General features: G+C 35.4%; 14 protein-coding genes, 1 tRNA gene, 1 pseudogene and 1 other annotated feature. Of the genes and pseudogenes, 4 read left to right on the forward strand and 12 right to left on the reverse strand.

The window, feature by feature from the left end; translation table 11 throughout:
- Positions 1-63: 63 nt before the first annotated feature.
- The 6 genes from EKM64_RS09295 to EKM64_RS09320 form a co-directional block, all read right to left on the reverse strand.
- Entirely contained in the window at positions 64-405 is a 342-nt protein-coding gene (locus EKM64_RS09295) for a cation:proton antiporter domain-containing protein (RefSeq protein WP_125677913.1), read from the reverse strand.
- Positions 406-690: 285 nt separating this feature from the next.
- A complete protein-coding gene (gene mscL / locus EKM64_RS09300; protein ID WP_125677916.1) occupies positions 691-1,068 on the reverse strand; it encodes a large-conductance mechanosensitive channel protein MscL in 378 nt (125 codons plus the stop codon).
- Between the two features lie 15 nt (positions 1,069-1,083).
- On the reverse strand, positions 1,084-1,464 hold the full coding sequence (locus EKM64_RS09305) for a DUF805 domain-containing protein (protein WP_125677918.1): 381 nt from the start codon (positions 1,462-1,464) through the stop codon (positions 1,084-1,086).
- A 141-nt stretch (positions 1,465-1,605) separates the two neighbouring features.
- The gene (locus tag EKM64_RS09310) at positions 1,606-2,154 is read right to left on the reverse strand and encodes an O-acetyl-ADP-ribose deacetylase (protein WP_125677920.1); all 549 of its coding nucleotides are present in this window, start codon (positions 2,152-2,154) and stop codon (positions 1,606-1,608) included.
- Positions 2,155-2,234: 80 nt separating this feature from the next.
- On the reverse strand, positions 2,235-3,140 hold the full coding sequence (locus tag EKM64_RS09315; protein WP_125677922.1) for a peptidoglycan recognition protein family protein: 906 nt from the start codon (positions 3,138-3,140) through the stop codon (positions 2,235-2,237).
- A 205-nt stretch (positions 3,141-3,345) separates the two neighbouring features.
- Positions 3,346-3,429 (reverse strand) — tRNA-Leu (locus EKM64_RS09320).
- Between the two features lie 70 nt (positions 3,430-3,499).
- Between EKM64_RS09320 and EKM64_RS09325 the strand changes: the two genes are divergently transcribed.
- Both EKM64_RS09325 and EKM64_RS09330 read left to right on the forward strand, forming a co-directional pair.
- Entirely contained in the window at positions 3,500-4,339 is an 840-nt protein-coding gene (locus EKM64_RS09325) for an NAD(P)H-hydrate dehydratase (RefSeq protein ID WP_125677924.1), read from the forward strand.
- 21 nt (positions 4,340-4,360) lie between these two features.
- On the forward strand, positions 4,361-5,215 hold the full coding sequence (locus EKM64_RS09330; RefSeq protein ID WP_125677926.1) for an alpha/beta hydrolase: 855 nt from the start codon (positions 4,361-4,363) through the stop codon (positions 5,213-5,215).
- A 47-nt stretch (positions 5,216-5,262) separates the two neighbouring features.
- Here the strand turns inward: EKM64_RS09330 and EKM64_RS11560 are convergent.
- From EKM64_RS11560 to EKM64_RS09350, 3 genes and pseudogenes are all read right to left on the reverse strand, one after another.
- Positions 5,263-5,646: pseudogene (locus EKM64_RS11560) on the reverse strand (iron-sulfur cluster biosynthesis family protein).
- A gap of 12 nt (positions 5,647-5,658) precedes the next feature.
- On the reverse strand, positions 5,659-6,024 hold the full coding sequence (locus EKM64_RS09345) for an iron-sulfur cluster biosynthesis family protein (RefSeq protein ID WP_125677932.1): 366 nt from the start codon (positions 6,022-6,024) through the stop codon (positions 5,659-5,661).
- 261 nt (positions 6,025-6,285) lie between these two features.
- Positions 6,286-7,920 (reverse strand): putative polysaccharide biosynthesis protein, encoded by a 1,635-nt coding sequence (locus EKM64_RS09350; RefSeq protein WP_125677998.1) that lies wholly within the window; start codon positions 7,918-7,920, stop codon positions 6,286-6,288.
- 305 nt (positions 7,921-8,225) lie between these two features.
- Between EKM64_RS09350 and EKM64_RS09355 the strand changes: the two genes are divergently transcribed.
- Positions 8,226-9,548 (forward strand): replication-associated recombination protein A, encoded by a 1,323-nt coding sequence (locus EKM64_RS09355; RefSeq protein WP_125677934.1) that lies wholly within the window; start codon positions 8,226-8,228, stop codon positions 9,546-9,548.
- Between the two features lie 263 nt (positions 9,549-9,811).
- Here the strand turns inward: EKM64_RS09355 and leuS are convergent, their stop codons facing one another.
- Both leuS and EKM64_RS09365 read right to left on the reverse strand, forming a co-directional pair.
- Entirely contained in the window at positions 9,812-12,232 is a 2,421-nt protein-coding gene (gene leuS / locus EKM64_RS09360) for a leucine--tRNA ligase (RefSeq protein WP_125677936.1), read from the reverse strand.
- Positions 12,233-12,284: 52 nt separating this feature from the next.
- Positions 12,285-12,491 (reverse strand) — a binding site (T-box leader).
- Positions 12,492-13,709, reverse strand: a complete 1,218-nt coding sequence (locus EKM64_RS09365) for a glucosaminidase domain-containing protein (RefSeq protein ID WP_125677938.1) — start codon at positions 13,707-13,709, stop codon at positions 12,492-12,494.
- 171 nt (positions 13,710-13,880) lie between these two features.
- Here EKM64_RS09365 and EKM64_RS11760 point away from each other — a divergent pair, with 171 nt between their 5' ends.
- The gene (locus EKM64_RS11760) at positions 13,881-14,429 is read left to right on the forward strand and encodes a phosphatase PAP2 family protein (RefSeq protein WP_164505348.1); all 549 of its coding nucleotides are present in this window, start codon (positions 13,881-13,883) and stop codon (positions 14,427-14,429) included.
- On the opposite strand, the gene EKM64_RS09375 is transcribed toward EKM64_RS11760, so the two are convergent.
- Positions 14,367-15,836: an MDR family MFS transporter gene (locus EKM64_RS09375; RefSeq protein ID WP_125677942.1), complete on the reverse strand. Its 1,470-nt coding sequence runs from the start codon at positions 15,834-15,836 to the stop codon at positions 14,367-14,369. The two genes, EKM64_RS11760 and EKM64_RS09375, sit on opposite strands and share 63 nt — an antisense overlap.
- Positions 15,837-15,861 lie beyond the last annotated feature (25 nt).

Raw genomic sequence — 15,861 nt, forward strand, 5'->3', positions numbered from 1 at the left:
TTTGACTCTTACCTATGTTTAAATATAAAAGAAGAGAATACTATAATATCAAGTTTCCCTTGACTAATGGTAGAAAAATTGCGGGATCAATTGATGAGTGATCGTCCCCACTACTAGTACTGTTAAAATAGCCAGAACAACTGACATTGATAACGTCGTTCCCATTTGACGCATCAATTTTCTAATATTGGTATTCTGCCCGTCATTAAACATCAGAACAGAGATAATCACCAATAAAAAAATCTCTGGCTCAAATTCAAAGTGTTTATAAATCGGTAAGAATGACAAAACATATCCACCAGCCATTTGTAAAAATGCCACTGGTATTAAATCAAAACGTGAATAAATGGCATTAGCCCCAACAACCGCTGCAATCAACAATAAAACTATAAAGACAGTCTCCATATCAATTACCCTCCCTAGCAATTTTTAGTCTGTTTAATTTTAACGCAACAGCTAATTTAATGGCATAAAAAAATGAAATAAGCTTAAATGTCTCCGATCGTCTAAATGATTTTGGCATAAAAATAAAAAGCATGATCCCCAATACCTTTGAGATCATGCTTTAAACAAATATTCTAATTGAACAAACTAGCCAAAAAGTCTAAGTAACGGAGCCAATTTGGCACAAGACTAAGTTCCACAAAAGGTTAATTTGTTTGAAATTTTTGACGAATATTAAAACAATAATTATTTCTTATCAAGTGATTCAGAAATCTTCTTAAGATATTCGATCATTTCATCCTCTTTAGTTGATTCCACATCTGCTTCTTCTTCACGTTTATTAATTACCTTATTCATAGCCTTAACTAAGAAGAATACTACTAAAGCGATAATCAAGAAATTGATTATCGATTCGATAAAAGTACCATATTTAAATGTAGCATCCCCAACCGCAAAGGTTAGATTCGATAAATCGATTTTCCCCAAAAACAATCCAATCAAAGGATTTACTAAATTACTTACTAAAGATTGAACGATCGATGTAAAAGCAGCCCCCATGATAACACCAACTGCCAGATCCATTACACTACCACGACTAATAAAATCTTTAAATTCCTTTAACATACAATAATCTCCTATCTAATTAATATCTGCTTGATTGATAGTCCAACGGCTAGGTTTTGAAGCCGTTAACATCAAAATGAACAACCAAATACTACCGATCAGTGGAACAAATTCAATTAACATCCACCAGTTACTTTTATTGATATCATGAAATCTTCGTGCTCGAACGGTAAAATTGGCTAGCCACAATAATGCCGTGACAATCACAAAGATAATCGAATTAGGCGTCAAATGCATATGATATGTTCCATTAACAACATATTGTGTTTGATTTGTCAGCGCATAATAAATTGCTAACAAAAAGTAGTTTGCGATGGTTGGTATCCAATACTGACTTCTCGTGGCGGTCGCATTGAATACGGTCATCTTCTTCCAAAAATCTAAATATTTTGACATATACCCCTCCTGGTAAATTATATAAATAATCTTATCCTTTTTACCGGCCAACGCGCAATAAATAACGATTTCTCAACACGAATAATAGGCTAAATTCGTTCAAAATCAATTTAATTGCTTAAATTAGCTACCCATTATCAGCTAGCTAATTTTCTTTAAATATTCATTATTTCCGGTATAGTTTTTTAAATAATTCACATAGGATTTATATACTCTATCATCAAAACATGTTAATAAAATATCCATTTGATAATCAGGGCTATTTACTAACCATTGAGCAGTAGTTTCCAACGTGATCATAGCCGCTTCATCAAACGGATAACCATAGACACCAGTTGAAATGGCAGAAAAAGCAATGCTATGAAGATTTCTATTTTTTGCTAAATCAAGTGAATTTCGATAGCAACTAGTCAAATTCAAAACATCACTGTCACTTCCAGAATAAACAGGACCAACTGTATGAATAACATATTTTGCAGGTAGATCATAGCCGTTAGTTATCTTAGCTTGACCTGTTTTACAACCATTTAAAGTTCGACACTCTTGCAATAGTTCTGGGCCAGCGGCACGATGAATTGCTCCATCGACTCCGCCACCACCTAAAAGGGTTCTATTGGCAGCATTTACAATACAGTCACATTTAATTGTAGTAATATCAACGGTTTCAAATTCTAATTTACTCTTGTACATAGGCGCAACCTCCTACATCCAATATACATTTTAGGCAATAAAAAAACTAGTAAATCAGAATTCACTAGTTTAAAAGTATTTTATGAATGATTTGTTACGTAACTGTCCATGACCCATTCGTTTGTAGATACACGATAATATACATGACCGTCAAAATCTTTTTGCTGGTCAAATTGCCATGGAGTATTATTTGCTAAACCACGATTTTGAATATCCGTCTTATTATTAGATTCATCAAATGCAACTAAAGGAACAAAGATAGCTTTCTCATTATTAACTGAAAGTACTGTGGTCTGAGGAACATTACTATTATCTCTTCCATAAATCAGACCAGAGTCTTTCAAGTTATTGTAATAATATGAGATCAAATCATTGAATTGATTCATGTCATAGCCCCATTTTGCAAAGTAACCATCGGGATCAGAATGATTCGTTTCTCTATAAGTATTACTTACTTGATGATGTGAAACAACAGTTTGACCAGGAATGTCCGGCAAATTATATTGGATCAAACGTGTGGCTATGTAGTATGCATCATTGGACAGTGAACGTGCAAAAGCATCATAATCATGAACTTCACACAGTTCAACTTGAATGAATTTATAATTGGCGGTATGTCCAGCACCCCAAACACCATAATCTGCACTGTGAATATTAATAGATTCTTTATCATCAACAAAAGCGTGCACGTAAGTCTGCAAACTTGGCCAATTATTATTAAAGTATGAAACCTCATTTTCAGCACTAGCATTAGCGTCAGCAGTTTCGTGAACTACGACACCCTCAGGCTTACCAACACCATTTTCATAACCAAACCAATGTGAAAATGTACCCTCACGATATTGAATCTCCGCTGGTTGAATCTTATTTCCTAAAATATAGCTGTTGATTGTATCAGCTTTAGTATTTAAACCACCAAACGAAATAAACAATACTCCTAGTAGTATTGCCACTACGCTCGATAGTAAAACTTTCCCCTTTTTCATAAAGAGCCCCCTATTTAATTTTCATTACAATTTTACCAAAATTGGTACGACCAAACGTTAATATGTAATAAATGAAAACTAAATGTAACAATGACTACGCAAAATTTATAAAAATCTTTTAATTATCGAGAAAAAATAGGAAAACCGATATAACGGCTTTCCTATCTTAATTTATACGAACTTTCGTTCTCTTTAGTTCTAAAGATGCCGCCGACAAGAGTCGAACTTGCACATGGAAAACCATACAGCGACCTGAACACTGCGCGTCTGCCAATTCCGCCACGGCGGCAAAAGTTAATACAATATCTTTTGTAATAAGATTACAATAATAAATGATACTACAAAAAGGAGAACTTGTAATGCAAAAAATTGATAAATCAATTCTTTCAGAAGTAATCCACAAGAGACCTGACATTTCATACAAAGGAAATTACGGTCGAATCTTGATAATTGCCGGATCGACTCATTTTGGTGGGGCTGCTTTAATGTCGGCCCGTGCTGCGGTTAATACTGGTGCTGGTTTAGTAACTGTTGCTACTGTCTCAGAAAAATTCACAGCTATTAACGTTGATATTCCCGAGGCCATGACGATCGACTATCGCCAAGAAAATGATTTAAGGGATGCTATTTCAAAAAACAACGTCATTGTGATCGGACCTGGATTAGGTTCATCCGAAACTACCTTTCATTTGATAAAAACTATTATTAAAAATATCGATGAACAAATAATTATCATGGATGCATCTGCTTTAACGGTCGTTTCTGAAAAAAATATTAATTTAAAGACCATTAAAAACTTAATTTTGACCCCACATCAAGGCGAATGGCAGCGTTTATCGGGCTTAAAAATACCTGATCAGACCACAAAAAATAATTTAGAAAAAATAAACTCATTAGCACCAAATAGTTTATTAATTGTCAAAAAACATTTATCTGAAATTTACTACCAAGAAAAAATTTATCAACTGATCAGTGGAAACCCTGGTATGGCAACCGGTGGCATGGGAGATACCTTGACTGGGATCATCGCCGGATTCGTTGGACAATTTGGTTATTCACTAAAATCTGTAAGCGCTGCATTGTACTTACACAGCCATATTGCTGATAAAATTTATCAAAAAGATTATGTAGTTTTACCAACAAAGTTAGCTAGTAAAATCCCTGAAACTATGCAAGAATTTGCTTGTAGTCAAAATTAATAATTATTAGGAGTCGGGGCAATGAAAAAAGAAATTGAAGTTCCAATAACACGTGACGGACTTTGGCTTGATAGTGACATCACTTATGCACAAGTACCTGGTTGGTTGGGAAACTCTACTCGTGATTTGAAGTTATCTGTCATTCGCCACTTCCCCACTGACGATGAGAACACCAAATATCCTGTTATTTTTTGGTTTGCTGGTGGCGGCTGGATGGACGTTGATCACAATATACATCTACCCAACTTAGTTGACTTAGCACACAAGGGTTACGTTATTGTCAGTGTTGAATATCGTGACAGTAATAAGATAAACTTCCCTGGTCAATTAAATGATGCGAAGGCTGCTATTCGTTACATGAGAAAAAATGCCTACAAATTTCAAATTGATCCTGAAAGATTTGTGGCCATGGGCGAATCGGCCGGAGGACATTTGGCAAGTATGCTTGGTGTCACAAATGACGTTGATAAATTCGATATTGGTGACAATTTGGAATTTATGAGCGACGTTCAGATTGCTATTCCCCTGTATGGCGTGGTTGATCCATTAACTGCTAAAGAGGGAAGTTTGAGTAACGATTTTGATTTTGTTTACCGTAATCTACTTGGCGCGGAACCCGAAGAAAACGCTGAACTGGATGCGGCTGCTAACCCATTAACATATATTAACGATAAAACAGTGCCATTTTTAATTTTTCATGGTGACAAAGATGTTGTTGTTCCCGTTGAAGATGGCGAAAGACTTTATGAAACTTTAATTAAAAATAATGCTAAGGCTGATTTCTATAAATTAAAGAATGCCGGACATATGGATATCAGATATTGGCAACCAGAAATCATTGATATAATCAGTGATTTCTTAGAAAAATACCTTTAAAAACAGACTAAAATCAAAAAACACTTCCAACTTTTGGAAGTGTTTTTTTAGCATTCGCCTGAATTTGTAGTCTTATTATTAGTGGTATCCCAATCAATAATATTAACGGCGCCGTCAACTAATTCACGTGCATTCTTAAAGACAATCATCTGTGTCTTACGATTTACTTCTAATTTCATGTCCTTTTGAATATAATCGTCAGCTATCTTCTTAAAATAAATGGGACCTATATCACTATCCAAAGTGATTTCATAGTCGGACCTAGATGCATTTGCGTCAATTGCAATAAGTCTAAACTTTGTAACGAGTGCTCAATTACCTTCTGCTGAATATGGTCCCAAGCCATTATCTAAATCCAGTAAAATCATTTTACCAGCATCAGTATATGGCTTCAATTTTTGCTTTACTTCATCTGTTATTTCAATTTTCATTTGAGTTCCAATCTAGGCATTCGCCTTAACAACGTCATAATCAATAATATTGACACTGCTGTCAATAATCTCATTTTCATTTTTGAATACTAAAAGTTGAGTCTTAGGATTTACTTCAAGTTTTAGACCATTATCGAGAAAGTCTTCAGCACTTTGTTTGTAATAGATTTTTCCTAAATCACTATCTAAAGTTATTTTATAATCAGATAGATCTTCATCATCACTGACTGCGATAATTCTAAATTTAGTGATCAAGGCACAGTCACCTTCACCAGAAAAACGACCTAACCCGTCATCAAGATCAAGAATGATTTTCTTATCCGCGTCAACGTATGATTGTAATTTACTTTTTGCTTCACTTGTAAGTTCAATTTTCATTATATATGCACCCTCTCTACTTTATTTATGTTTATAGATATTGCCCAAACTACTTTGAAATAAACAATTTGAATATATTCAATATAATTTAGGAATATCCTTCACTTTTAGTATACATAAATCAGTAAAGTTTGTACTTATATTTGCTCATAGAAAAAAATTATTTAACAAAATAGGTACAGTTTTCATGCATTAATAAAAATAGAGCCATTAATCGAAATCGATTAATGGCTCTATTAATTTTAATTAAAAAAGCCTGTCTTATTTAATTTTCACTAATCGTCTGATTCTACCTACTCTGGCGCCCATGATTTTATCAGCCAATTTAGTTTTCAAAACTAAATATCCGTAGATCAAAGAACCAACGATAGCTTCAATGATCAAAATCACAACACTGACAATACGATCAGAATTACCGATAAATTTGAAAGCTACACTATTAATGAAGAAAATAGCGATAAACATGACCAGTGAAAAGACAATGATTCCACTGATACGACGAGAAATCCTATTAGTATCGAATGGATACAGACTGTGCAATTTACGCATCATTAGGAAGCAAACTACTCCCATACCAATACTTGTAGCAACTAATGGTCCGAATTCATGGAAGAACCCGATCATTGGTACTTGTACAACAATTTTAACTATTAAACCAACTATAAAGTATTGAATAGCTAATTTATTGCAATACAGGGCCTGCAAGATTGCTGACAAAACGGTAAACATTCCTAATAAAATTGAGATGATGGATGAAAATTGTAACATCCAAATTCCTAATTGATCATAACGATAAAAGGTTGTCCACAATGGTTGTGATACAGCATACATTCCCAACGAGGCGGGAATCATAATAAAGAAGAAGAGTTCCAAAGTATTAGAAATTTGATCTTCAATATCTTTTTTGACACCTTTTGAGAAAAGTCCCGACAAAATAGGAATGGCCGTAACAGACATCGCTGTGGATAGAGAAACAATGATCATAATCAGTTTATTAGCTTGGAATCCAAACAGCGAGTAGTAATTATCCAATTGGGCATTCGTTGCTTTAACAAACATTCTCATAATTTGATTAAAGGTAGACTGATCAAACAAGTTAAATAATGTAATACCAGCACCTAGAATAATGAAGGGAATTGCTTGTTCAAATATTTCTTTAGTAAAATTTTTATTCAACTTCTCCGGTGCTTTTCCATTTCTGGATAAGGCTCTAAGTTTTGGAAGTTTTCTAGCAAAAGCTATTAATAGTATGGCAATCCCAACTCCAGCACCAATAAATGCTCCAAATGTAGATTGCACAACAGCTGAAATATAACCGCCACCTTGAACTTTCATAATAAAGTACGTAGCAGCTAACATATAAAGTACACGGGCTATTTGTTCAACAAATTGTGAGATAGCCGATGGAGCCATATCGGAGTATCCTTGCATGTAACCACGAAGGATACTCAAAATTGGAATGATCAGAACTGCAATTGCTAATGATTGAATAACTGGTACACTTCTAGGATCGCCGTCAGCAAATATTGCCGACATAAACGATGCGCCAAAGTACATTACGGCACCGAAGATTATTCCCATCAGGATCATTATTTTTAGACCCTGTTTAAATAATTTATTACCAGTAGAATACTCATCTAGCGCATTGTAATGGGAAATCTGTTTAGAGATTGCTCCAGGAATACCTGCAGTAGAAATGATTATAAAAAGACTATAAATATTATACCCCTTAGCATAAAGTGCATTAGCCGCAGGATAAGATGAACCCATCCAGGCCATCCAAGGAATAATATAAATAGCACCTAAAATACGTGAAAAAATACTACCAGCCGTCATCCAAGCAGAACCCTTAAGCATTGTATCTTGAGTATTAGACTCAGGATTAATAACCGGCATAATCTCTTCACCATTCTGGTTGTTATTTTCGTTCAAGTTTTGCACCACCTTAAAAACATCTCTTCAATTATAGCAAAATTCTAATCTCAGAAACTTTAAAATACTCTTAAATTAGACAAAATGCAAGAGCACTAAGAACAGCGTTTAAACTTCGAGCATAGCCCAGGTACCTAAATTATGCAGCCTTTGCATTCTTTAGGTGTCGTAGCTGAGTAGAAAAACTTGACGTTCTCAGTGCGTTTGTACCCACCAAATTCTCCAATGTTATACAATATAATTAATAAATTACCAAAAGGGAGAAAAATATGGAACAAGGATCACTTTTTTCAGCAAACAACACCGAAAACTCCCCACTAGCTAACAGGGTTCGTCCAGATAACCTTGATGAATTCGTTGGACAAGATCATCTGATCGGCAAAGGAAAAATTCTACGCGAAATAATTGATGCTGATAAATTACCTTCGATCATTCTGTGGGGCCCACCTGGTGTTGGCAAAACAACGTTGGCCCATATCATTGCTGCAAAAACTGAGGCCAATTTTATCACCTTTAGTGCTGTAACCAGCGGTATTAAAGACATTAAAAAGATAATGGAAGAAGCCGAATTAAATCGTGAGATCGGTCAGACGACGATTGTCTTTATAGATGAAATACATCGTTTTAATAAGGCACAGCAAGATGCTTTTTTGCCTTTCGTAGAAAAAGGTAGCATTATTTTGATCGGAGCAACAACTGAGAACCCTTCGTTTGAAATTAATTCAGCATTACTATCACGCTGTAAAGTCTTTATTTTAAAGGAATTGACCACCGATGATTTGATTGATCTTTTAAATAATACTCTAAAGAATGAAGCGGCTTTTCCTAACTCTACTGTCAATATCGACCCTGATTCCATTGAAACCATTGCTGAATTCTCTAATGGTGATGCTAGAGTTGCGCTAAATACTTTAGAAATGGCCGTTTTAAATGGCGATAAGAATAAAAACGTTGTCACCATTAATCAAAAAACTCTCAGTCAGACAATTACAACCAAATCGCTACGGTATGACAAACACGGAGAGGAACACTACAATATTATTTCAGCTTTGCATAAATCTATGCGTAATAGTGACGTTGACGCGGCCATTTATTGGTTAAATAGAATGCTAGATGGCGGCGAAGATCCGATTTATATTGCTAGAAGATTGGTCAGATTTGCCAGCGAAGATATTGGATTAGCTGACACTCACGCTTTATCCTTAACAATTGATGTCTTTCAAGCCTGCCAATTCATTGGAATGCCCGAATGTGATGTTCACTTGACCGAAGCTGTTATATATTTATCCTTAGCTCCTAAATCGAATGCCGTCTATTTAGCTAAAACTAAGGCTCATAAGGATATTAAAGAATATGGAAATTTAGCCGTTCCTTTACAAATACGCAATGCTCCTACTAAGTTGATGAAAGATGTTGGCTATGGTAAAAATTATCAATATGCCCACGATGAAAAAGATAAATTAACTGACATGCAGACTGCTCCACCTGAAATTAAAGGTCACGAATATTACGTACCCACTGAGCAAGGTAAAGAAATCCGTTTTAAACAAAGACTGGCTTATATTAAGTCATGGCATGATCAACATAAATAACTCTATCTATTTGGTTAAATCACTGTTACAATAGTCCTATACAGCTTTTATGGGTGACCTTCACAGTCACTTTGTATAGGGAGATAGACAGGTGTGGTCACTTGTCTATTTTTTTGTGCTTTTTTCATTAATTTTAATAGTAGTAACGAACCCCTTGTTGTGGAAACTCAACTAAGGGGTTTTATTAAATCAAAATATTTTAAATAACAAAAAACGCCTGATCACATTTAAATGATCAGACGTAAAATTTTATCCTAAGATTTTTATTTAACAACGATATTAACAATCTTGTTAGGGATAACAATAACTTTAACGATATTCTTACCCTCAACAAATTTCTGAATCTTCTCGTCAGTTTTAGCTAATTTCTCTACCTCAGATTTGTCCATATCAACTGGTAATTCGATTCTATCACGTAATTTACCATTAACTTGGATAATAACTTCAACAGTATCAGAAACTAACTTGCTTTCATCAAATTTTGGCCATGAGGCGTATGATAATGACTCATTATGACCTAACTTGTTCCATAATTCTTCCATCATATGTGGAGCTATTGGAGCTAGTATTTTGATAAATCCTTCAGCATAAGCCTTTGGCATTGTATCAACTTTATGAGCTTCATTAACGAAAACCATCATTTGTGAGATAGCCGTATTAAAGCGTAATTGATCAAAATCTTCAGTTACTTTCTTAACTGTTTCATTATAAACTTTATCTAATTTACCGTCGTTCTTATCAGTTAAGAAGTCCTCTCTAACAGTGCTGTAATCATCATCATTAATGAACAATCTCCAAACACGATCCAAGAATTTGTGTGCTCCTGAAAGCCCATTCTCTGACCAAGGAATCGATGCGTCCAAAGGACCCATGAACATTTCATATACTCTTAAAGTATCAGCACCATATGACTCAACAACATCATCTGGGTTAACAACATTACCCTTTGATTTAGACATTTTTTCATGATTATCACCGAGGATCATACCTTGGTTAAATAACTTTTGGAAAGGTTCTTTAGTTGGAACAACACCCAAATCATATAATACCTTGTGCCAGAATCTTGCATATAGCAAGTGAAGAACGGCGTGCTCTGCACCACCGATATAAAGGTCAACTGGCAACCATTGTTTCAATAGATCGTAGTCGGCTAATTTTTCATCATTGTGTGGATCAATATACCTCAAGTAGTACCATGAACTGCCGGCCCACTGTGGCATTGTGTTAGTTTCACGACGACCTTTACGGCCATTCTTATCAACAACATTTACCCAGTCAGTCAAGTTAGCAAGTGGTGATTCACCGGTACCTGAAGGCTTAATATCAGCTTCAGCAGGTAATTTTAATGGTAATTCGTCTTCTGGAACTAGAGTTGTTTCTCCATCTTCCCAGTGAATGACAGGAATTGGTTCACCCCAGTATCTTTGACGTGAGAATAACCAGTCACGAAGCTTGTAATTAACAAATTTCTTACCATAACCTTTATCCTCAAGAAATTCGATCATCTTGTCGATAGCCTCTTTTTGATGAAGTCCATCTAAGAAATCAGAATTAATATGAGCACCGTCACCACCAAAGGCTTCTTTAGAAATATCCCCGCCTTCAACAACTGGCTTGATCGGTAAATTAAATTTATTAGCAAAAGCATAATCACGTTCATCATGAGCAGGAACGGCCATAACAGCACCGGTTCCATATGTTGCTAATACATAATCAGAAATCCAAATTTGGACCTTTTCGCCATTTACAGGATTAATTGCATAGGCACCTGTGAAGGTACCTGTCTTATCATGATTCAAATCAGTTCTATCAAGATCTGATTTTCTGGATGCTTCCTCTTTATATGCTTCAACAGCGTCACGTTGTTCATCAGTTGTAATAACGTCAACTAAATCATTTTCAGGTGCTAAAACAACATATGAAACACCAAATACAGTATCAGCACGTGTTGTAAAGACAGTAATCTTTTTATCATCATATCCATCGATTGGAAAATCGATATGAGCACCGATCGAACGACCGATCCAATTACGCTGCATTTCTTTGATACTTTCTGGCCAGTCTATCAAATCGAGGTCATCAAGCAATCTATCAGCATAAGCAGTGATCTTTAGCATCCATTGACGCATTGGCTTTCTAACAACTGGAAAACCACCACGTTCAGTCTTGCCATCAATAACTTCCTCATTTGCAACAACTGTTCCTAGATCAGGACTCCAGTTGACTGGAACCTCAGCTTCATATGCTAGACCCTTTTTGTACATTTGTTCAAAGATCCATTGTGTCCACTTGTAATACTTAGGATCTGTTGTCTGAACCTCACGGTCCCAATCATATGAAAAACCAAGTGAATTGATCTGTCGTTTAAAGTTGTTGATATTTTTTTCAGTGAAGTCTGCTGGATTATGACCAGTATCCATCGCATATTGTTCTGCTGGTAATCCAAAAGCATCAAAGCCCATTGGATGCAAAACATTGTATCCTTGAGCACGTTTCATACGAGCTAAAATATCTGTAGCCGTATAACCTTCAGGATGTCCAACGTGTAGACCTTGTCCTGATGGGTATGGAAACATATCTAGTGCATAAAAATTATCCTTGTTTTTGTCATTAGTAGTTTTAAAGGTTTGGTTCTCTTTCCAATACTTTTGCCATTTTTTTTCAACAGCGTTGTGATTATACATATAATTCCTCCAATATTTATGAGTGCAATAAAAAAGTCCTATGATTATAAAATCATAGGACGAATTATCGCGTTACCACCTAAGTTCCGCCAATTGGCGACTCTCGATATCTTTAACGCAGAATGTACGTGATCACTTACTATTAGTTCAGTAATCAAACTTAAGTGGATGAGTTCGGTTTAACAAGTTACACGTTCACATTAACCACGTGCTTTCTGAAATTCTTCTTAAACTTACTACTTCCGTTTGTTGTATTATACTATACCATTAATTTCTGTCCGACAACTAATAAATCTGAATTTAAATTATTATCTTGTCTGACTTTATCAACAGTTGTACCAGCTTGACTGGCGATAGAATCAATTGTGTCACCGGATTGAACTGTTACTGAACTAGATTGATCCGATGATGAACTTGCTGAATTGTCAGATATTGTATTATCAACACTGATACTCTTAGTATGTTTCTTAACACCATTAGTTTCATCTTTTACAATGATTGGAGCCTGATTAGCACCATAAGCATCTTTAGTTGTGTCATCCAAAGTATTTGTCACATTGATCGCATCAGTTGTATCTTGTGGTTGAGCCTGACTTGTAACATTTAAAGTTTTACCTGGATAAACGTAACTATCAGAATTAATATTATTCAAAGTCTTTAATGAATTAACATCCATATTGAATTTAGTAGCAACTGATTGTAAAGTGTCTCCTTGAGCAACCACATATGATTGATCTTGAACGGAATCATCAGCTTGATCAAATTGTGTTAAGTTATATTTTTCAATAACACTGTTTAATTTGTCAGCATAACTTGTATCAGTAGCGTAAAGACCGGTTAAATATGATGTAGCATCTTTATATGATGAAGTATTACTCTTCCATGCTCCAGAATAAATCTGAGGATCACCGGAAACTCCACCTCTGATCAAGTAAACATAATCTTCAAGTGACTCTTTATATGAAGGATATTTTTTAAAATCGGAACTGATAGAATAAAGACTACCTGTTCCATCATCTTCTTGTGTACCCATATTAACTGAGTCACCTTTATATGATCCCTTAATACCAAACAGATTGTAATTTGGAGCACTAGCTAACCCACTAGTTCCCCAACCACTTTCTACCATGGCCTGAGCAATCATAACTGAAGCGTAAATATCATTATTTTGGGCTAATTTACGAGCTGAATTACCAATGTAATCGATAAACTCTTGATCACCAACTCCACGAGGGGTGATGATTGGACTTGAATCAGTTGATGCCTGAGTATCATCAGTCGAATCATTATTACTATAACTATCGGCATGAACAATTGGTAAGGTAGCATTGCTGACTTCAGCAACTGTTCCACCAACAAATAGACCGGCACCTAAAACGGTCATCTTCTTTTTCAAGTTTGTTCTTTTAGCTTTTTTATTATTTAATTTAGTCAATCGGCTCTCTTCGGCCATACGTTGACGACGTGTAATTGTCATAATAATCTGTACCCCCGTATATCGAACTGCAAAATAAATAGATACCAAAGGACCCTATCAATGAAAACTTCCCAAAAAGTAACTTTTAACGTTTTACTACTACTTGTATTCATATTTTGGACTATCAATGTGATACTCCAAACATCCCCTATCAAACTGTTTGATAGTACTATGATTTCAGAAATCTATCATCATTCAGCTTGGTCCCTGAAATTCTTTAGGGGGATAACCTTCCTCGGCAATACTGACCAAACAATCGCAATTGTAATCATTTTTACTATTATCTTACTTTGGAAGCGTTATTATTACGCAGCAATCTTTTTGATCATTAATAAAATACTCGTAACATCCACTAACACTATTATAAAGCATTTAGTTGAACGTGAAAGACCCATCCACCATCACTTTGTTTACGCTGGAGGATTTAGCTATCCCAGTGGACATTCAGCTAGCGCATTCGCATTGTATATAACGCTCTTCATTATAGCATGGTTTGTTTTTAAAAATCTAAAATTAAGAGTACTAATTGGAATAAGTTGTCTTACTATGACTCTATTAATTGGATATAGCAGAATTTTTTTAGGTGTGCATTATCCGAGTGATATTATTGGCGGTTATTTACTAGCTGCCACTATCTTAACGTTTACTACACTATTCTTATTCTCCCAAAATCTGCTTGTTTTTAAGTTCAAACATATTAATGAGCAATGCGATAAGTAGTAAAACGATTGAAGCAATATAAATATTGTGTAGTCCTGAGAACAAGATCTGTCTCATCTTGGGTAATAATTCAACCGGTAATTGACTGGCGGTTTGTGGATCAATTAATTGATTCATCATGTCGACGGTTATTTTTTTATTCTCAGCTGCACCTTTGGCCAAAGCCGTGTTCAAAACAACCCCACAAATGGAAACCATCATTGATTGTCCAATAGTTCTAAGTAACGTATTAAAACTAGTTGCTACTCCAACATTTTCAGGTGGTACAACCGTCTGTGCGGTAACGGTTGTAGTTGTGATAGTAAGTCCAAATCCTAAACCTGCTACCGCCGCTAAAGCACAAAAGTAAGCAAATGGTGAAGTTACAGTAGCCATTATCAATGCACCACCCGCTATTAATAGGAAGAATAAACTAATGTAAATGATCCGATTAGGCGCCATCTTCCTGATTAAATGACCAGCCCAGAATGATCCAAATATCCAAATAATTGAACTTGGGGTAACGGCAAATCCTCCCATTGATGGACTCAAACCTAATATTCCCTGCATCCAAGTTGGAATATAAGCTTCAAACCCAATCAAGAATCCACTAACTAAAAGTGCAATAACATTTTGAATGACAAAAGTTTTATTAGCAAATAAATGTAACGGTAAAATCGGATCGGCAACACGCTTTTCGACCACGATAAATAAAATTACGGCAATAATTGAAATTGCGGTCAAACCTAATGGAATAAAGGCCGAACCAGTTCCAATATTTTGCAAAGCTAGCATTAATGGCAACAAAACCGCCACTAATAATACTGTTCCTGTATAATCGATCTTAATTTTGTCATGTTCCTTTTTCTCTTCTTTAAAGAACAACCAGATCAAGGTAATTGTGATCAATCCAACTGGCAAGTTAATCAAAAAGACCCAGTGCCAACTCAATTTTTCAACAATGAATCCACCCAGTAAAGGTGCAATAACGGCGGCTATTCCCCAAGATGAACCGTTCAATCCCAAAACTCGTGCTCTTTTTTCTAATGGATAAATATCAGCAATGATCGTAAAGGTCAAGGGCTGAATAGCACCTGAACCAATACCCTGTACAGCACGCGCTAGGATCAAAGTCAGCATCGAATTAGACATACTGCAAAGTGTTGATCCGATAACAAATATAATAAGTCCTAAAATAAAAATAGGCTTTCGTCCAACGATATCTGACAATTTCCCATAAATAGGAGTTGCCACAGCTGTCATCAGTAAATAAATCGAGAAAACCCAATTCATCAGACTAACTCCGTGCAAACTCCCAATAATTGTCGGCATGGCTGTAGATACGATTGTTCCCTCGATTGCCGTCATAAATGTTGCTATAAAGACGGCAATAGTAACTACTAAAACATGCGATTGTTTCTTTTCCATTAATTTCCTCCAAAAAAAAAGAGGA

It is taken from the genome of Companilactobacillus keshanensis (genome assembly GCF_003946205.1).
GTDB lineage: Bacteria > Bacillota > Bacilli > Lactobacillales > Lactobacillaceae > Companilactobacillus > Companilactobacillus keshanensis.

What these genes read in the sequence shown, in the direction of transcription:
- EKM64_RS09295 (WP_125677913.1), bottom strand. Translation starts at nt 405, where the DNA reads ATGGAGACTGTCTTTATAGTTTTATTGTTGATTGCAGCGGTTGTTGGG.
- mscL (WP_125677916.1), bottom strand. Translation starts at nt 1,068, where the DNA reads ATGTTAAAGGAATTTAAAGATTTTATTAGTCGTGGTAGTGTAATGGAT.
- EKM64_RS09305 (WP_125677918.1), bottom strand. Translation starts at nt 1,464, where the DNA reads ATGTCAAAATATTTAGATTTTTGGAAGAAGATGACCGTATTCAATGCG.
- EKM64_RS09310 (WP_125677920.1), bottom strand. Translation starts at nt 2,154, where the DNA reads ATGTACAAGAGTAAATTAGAATTTGAAACCGTTGATATTACTACAATT.
- EKM64_RS09315 (WP_125677922.1), bottom strand. Translation starts at nt 3,140, where the DNA reads ATGAAAAAGGGGAAAGTTTTACTATCGAGCGTAGTGGCAATACTACTA.
- EKM64_RS09325 (WP_125677924.1), top strand. Translation starts at nt 3,500, where the DNA reads ATGCAAAAAATTGATAAATCAATTCTTTCAGAAGTAATCCACAAGAGA.
- EKM64_RS09330 (WP_125677926.1), top strand. Translation starts at nt 4,361, where the DNA reads ATGAAAAAAGAAATTGAAGTTCCAATAACACGTGACGGACTTTGGCTT.
- EKM64_RS09345 (WP_125677932.1), bottom strand. Translation starts at nt 6,024, where the DNA reads ATGAAAATTGAACTTACAAGTGAAGCAAAAAGTAAATTACAATCATAC.
- EKM64_RS09350 (WP_125677998.1), bottom strand. Translation starts at nt 7,920, where the DNA reads ATGCCGGTTATTAATCCTGAGTCTAATACTCAAGATACAATGCTTAAG.
- EKM64_RS09355 (WP_125677934.1), top strand. Translation starts at nt 8,226, where the DNA reads ATGGAACAAGGATCACTTTTTTCAGCAAACAACACCGAAAACTCCCCA.
- leuS (WP_125677936.1), bottom strand. Translation starts at nt 12,232, where the DNA reads ATGTATAATCACAACGCTGTTGAAAAAAAATGGCAAAAGTATTGGAAA.
- EKM64_RS09365 (WP_125677938.1), bottom strand. Translation starts at nt 13,709, where the DNA reads ATGACAATTACACGTCGTCAACGTATGGCCGAAGAGAGCCGATTGACT.
- EKM64_RS11760 (WP_164505348.1), top strand. Translation starts at nt 13,881, where the DNA reads ATGATTTCAGAAATCTATCATCATTCAGCTTGGTCCCTGAAATTCTTT.
- EKM64_RS09375 (WP_125677942.1), bottom strand. Translation starts at nt 15,836, where the DNA reads ATGGAAAAGAAACAATCGCATGTTTTAGTAGTTACTATTGCCGTCTTT.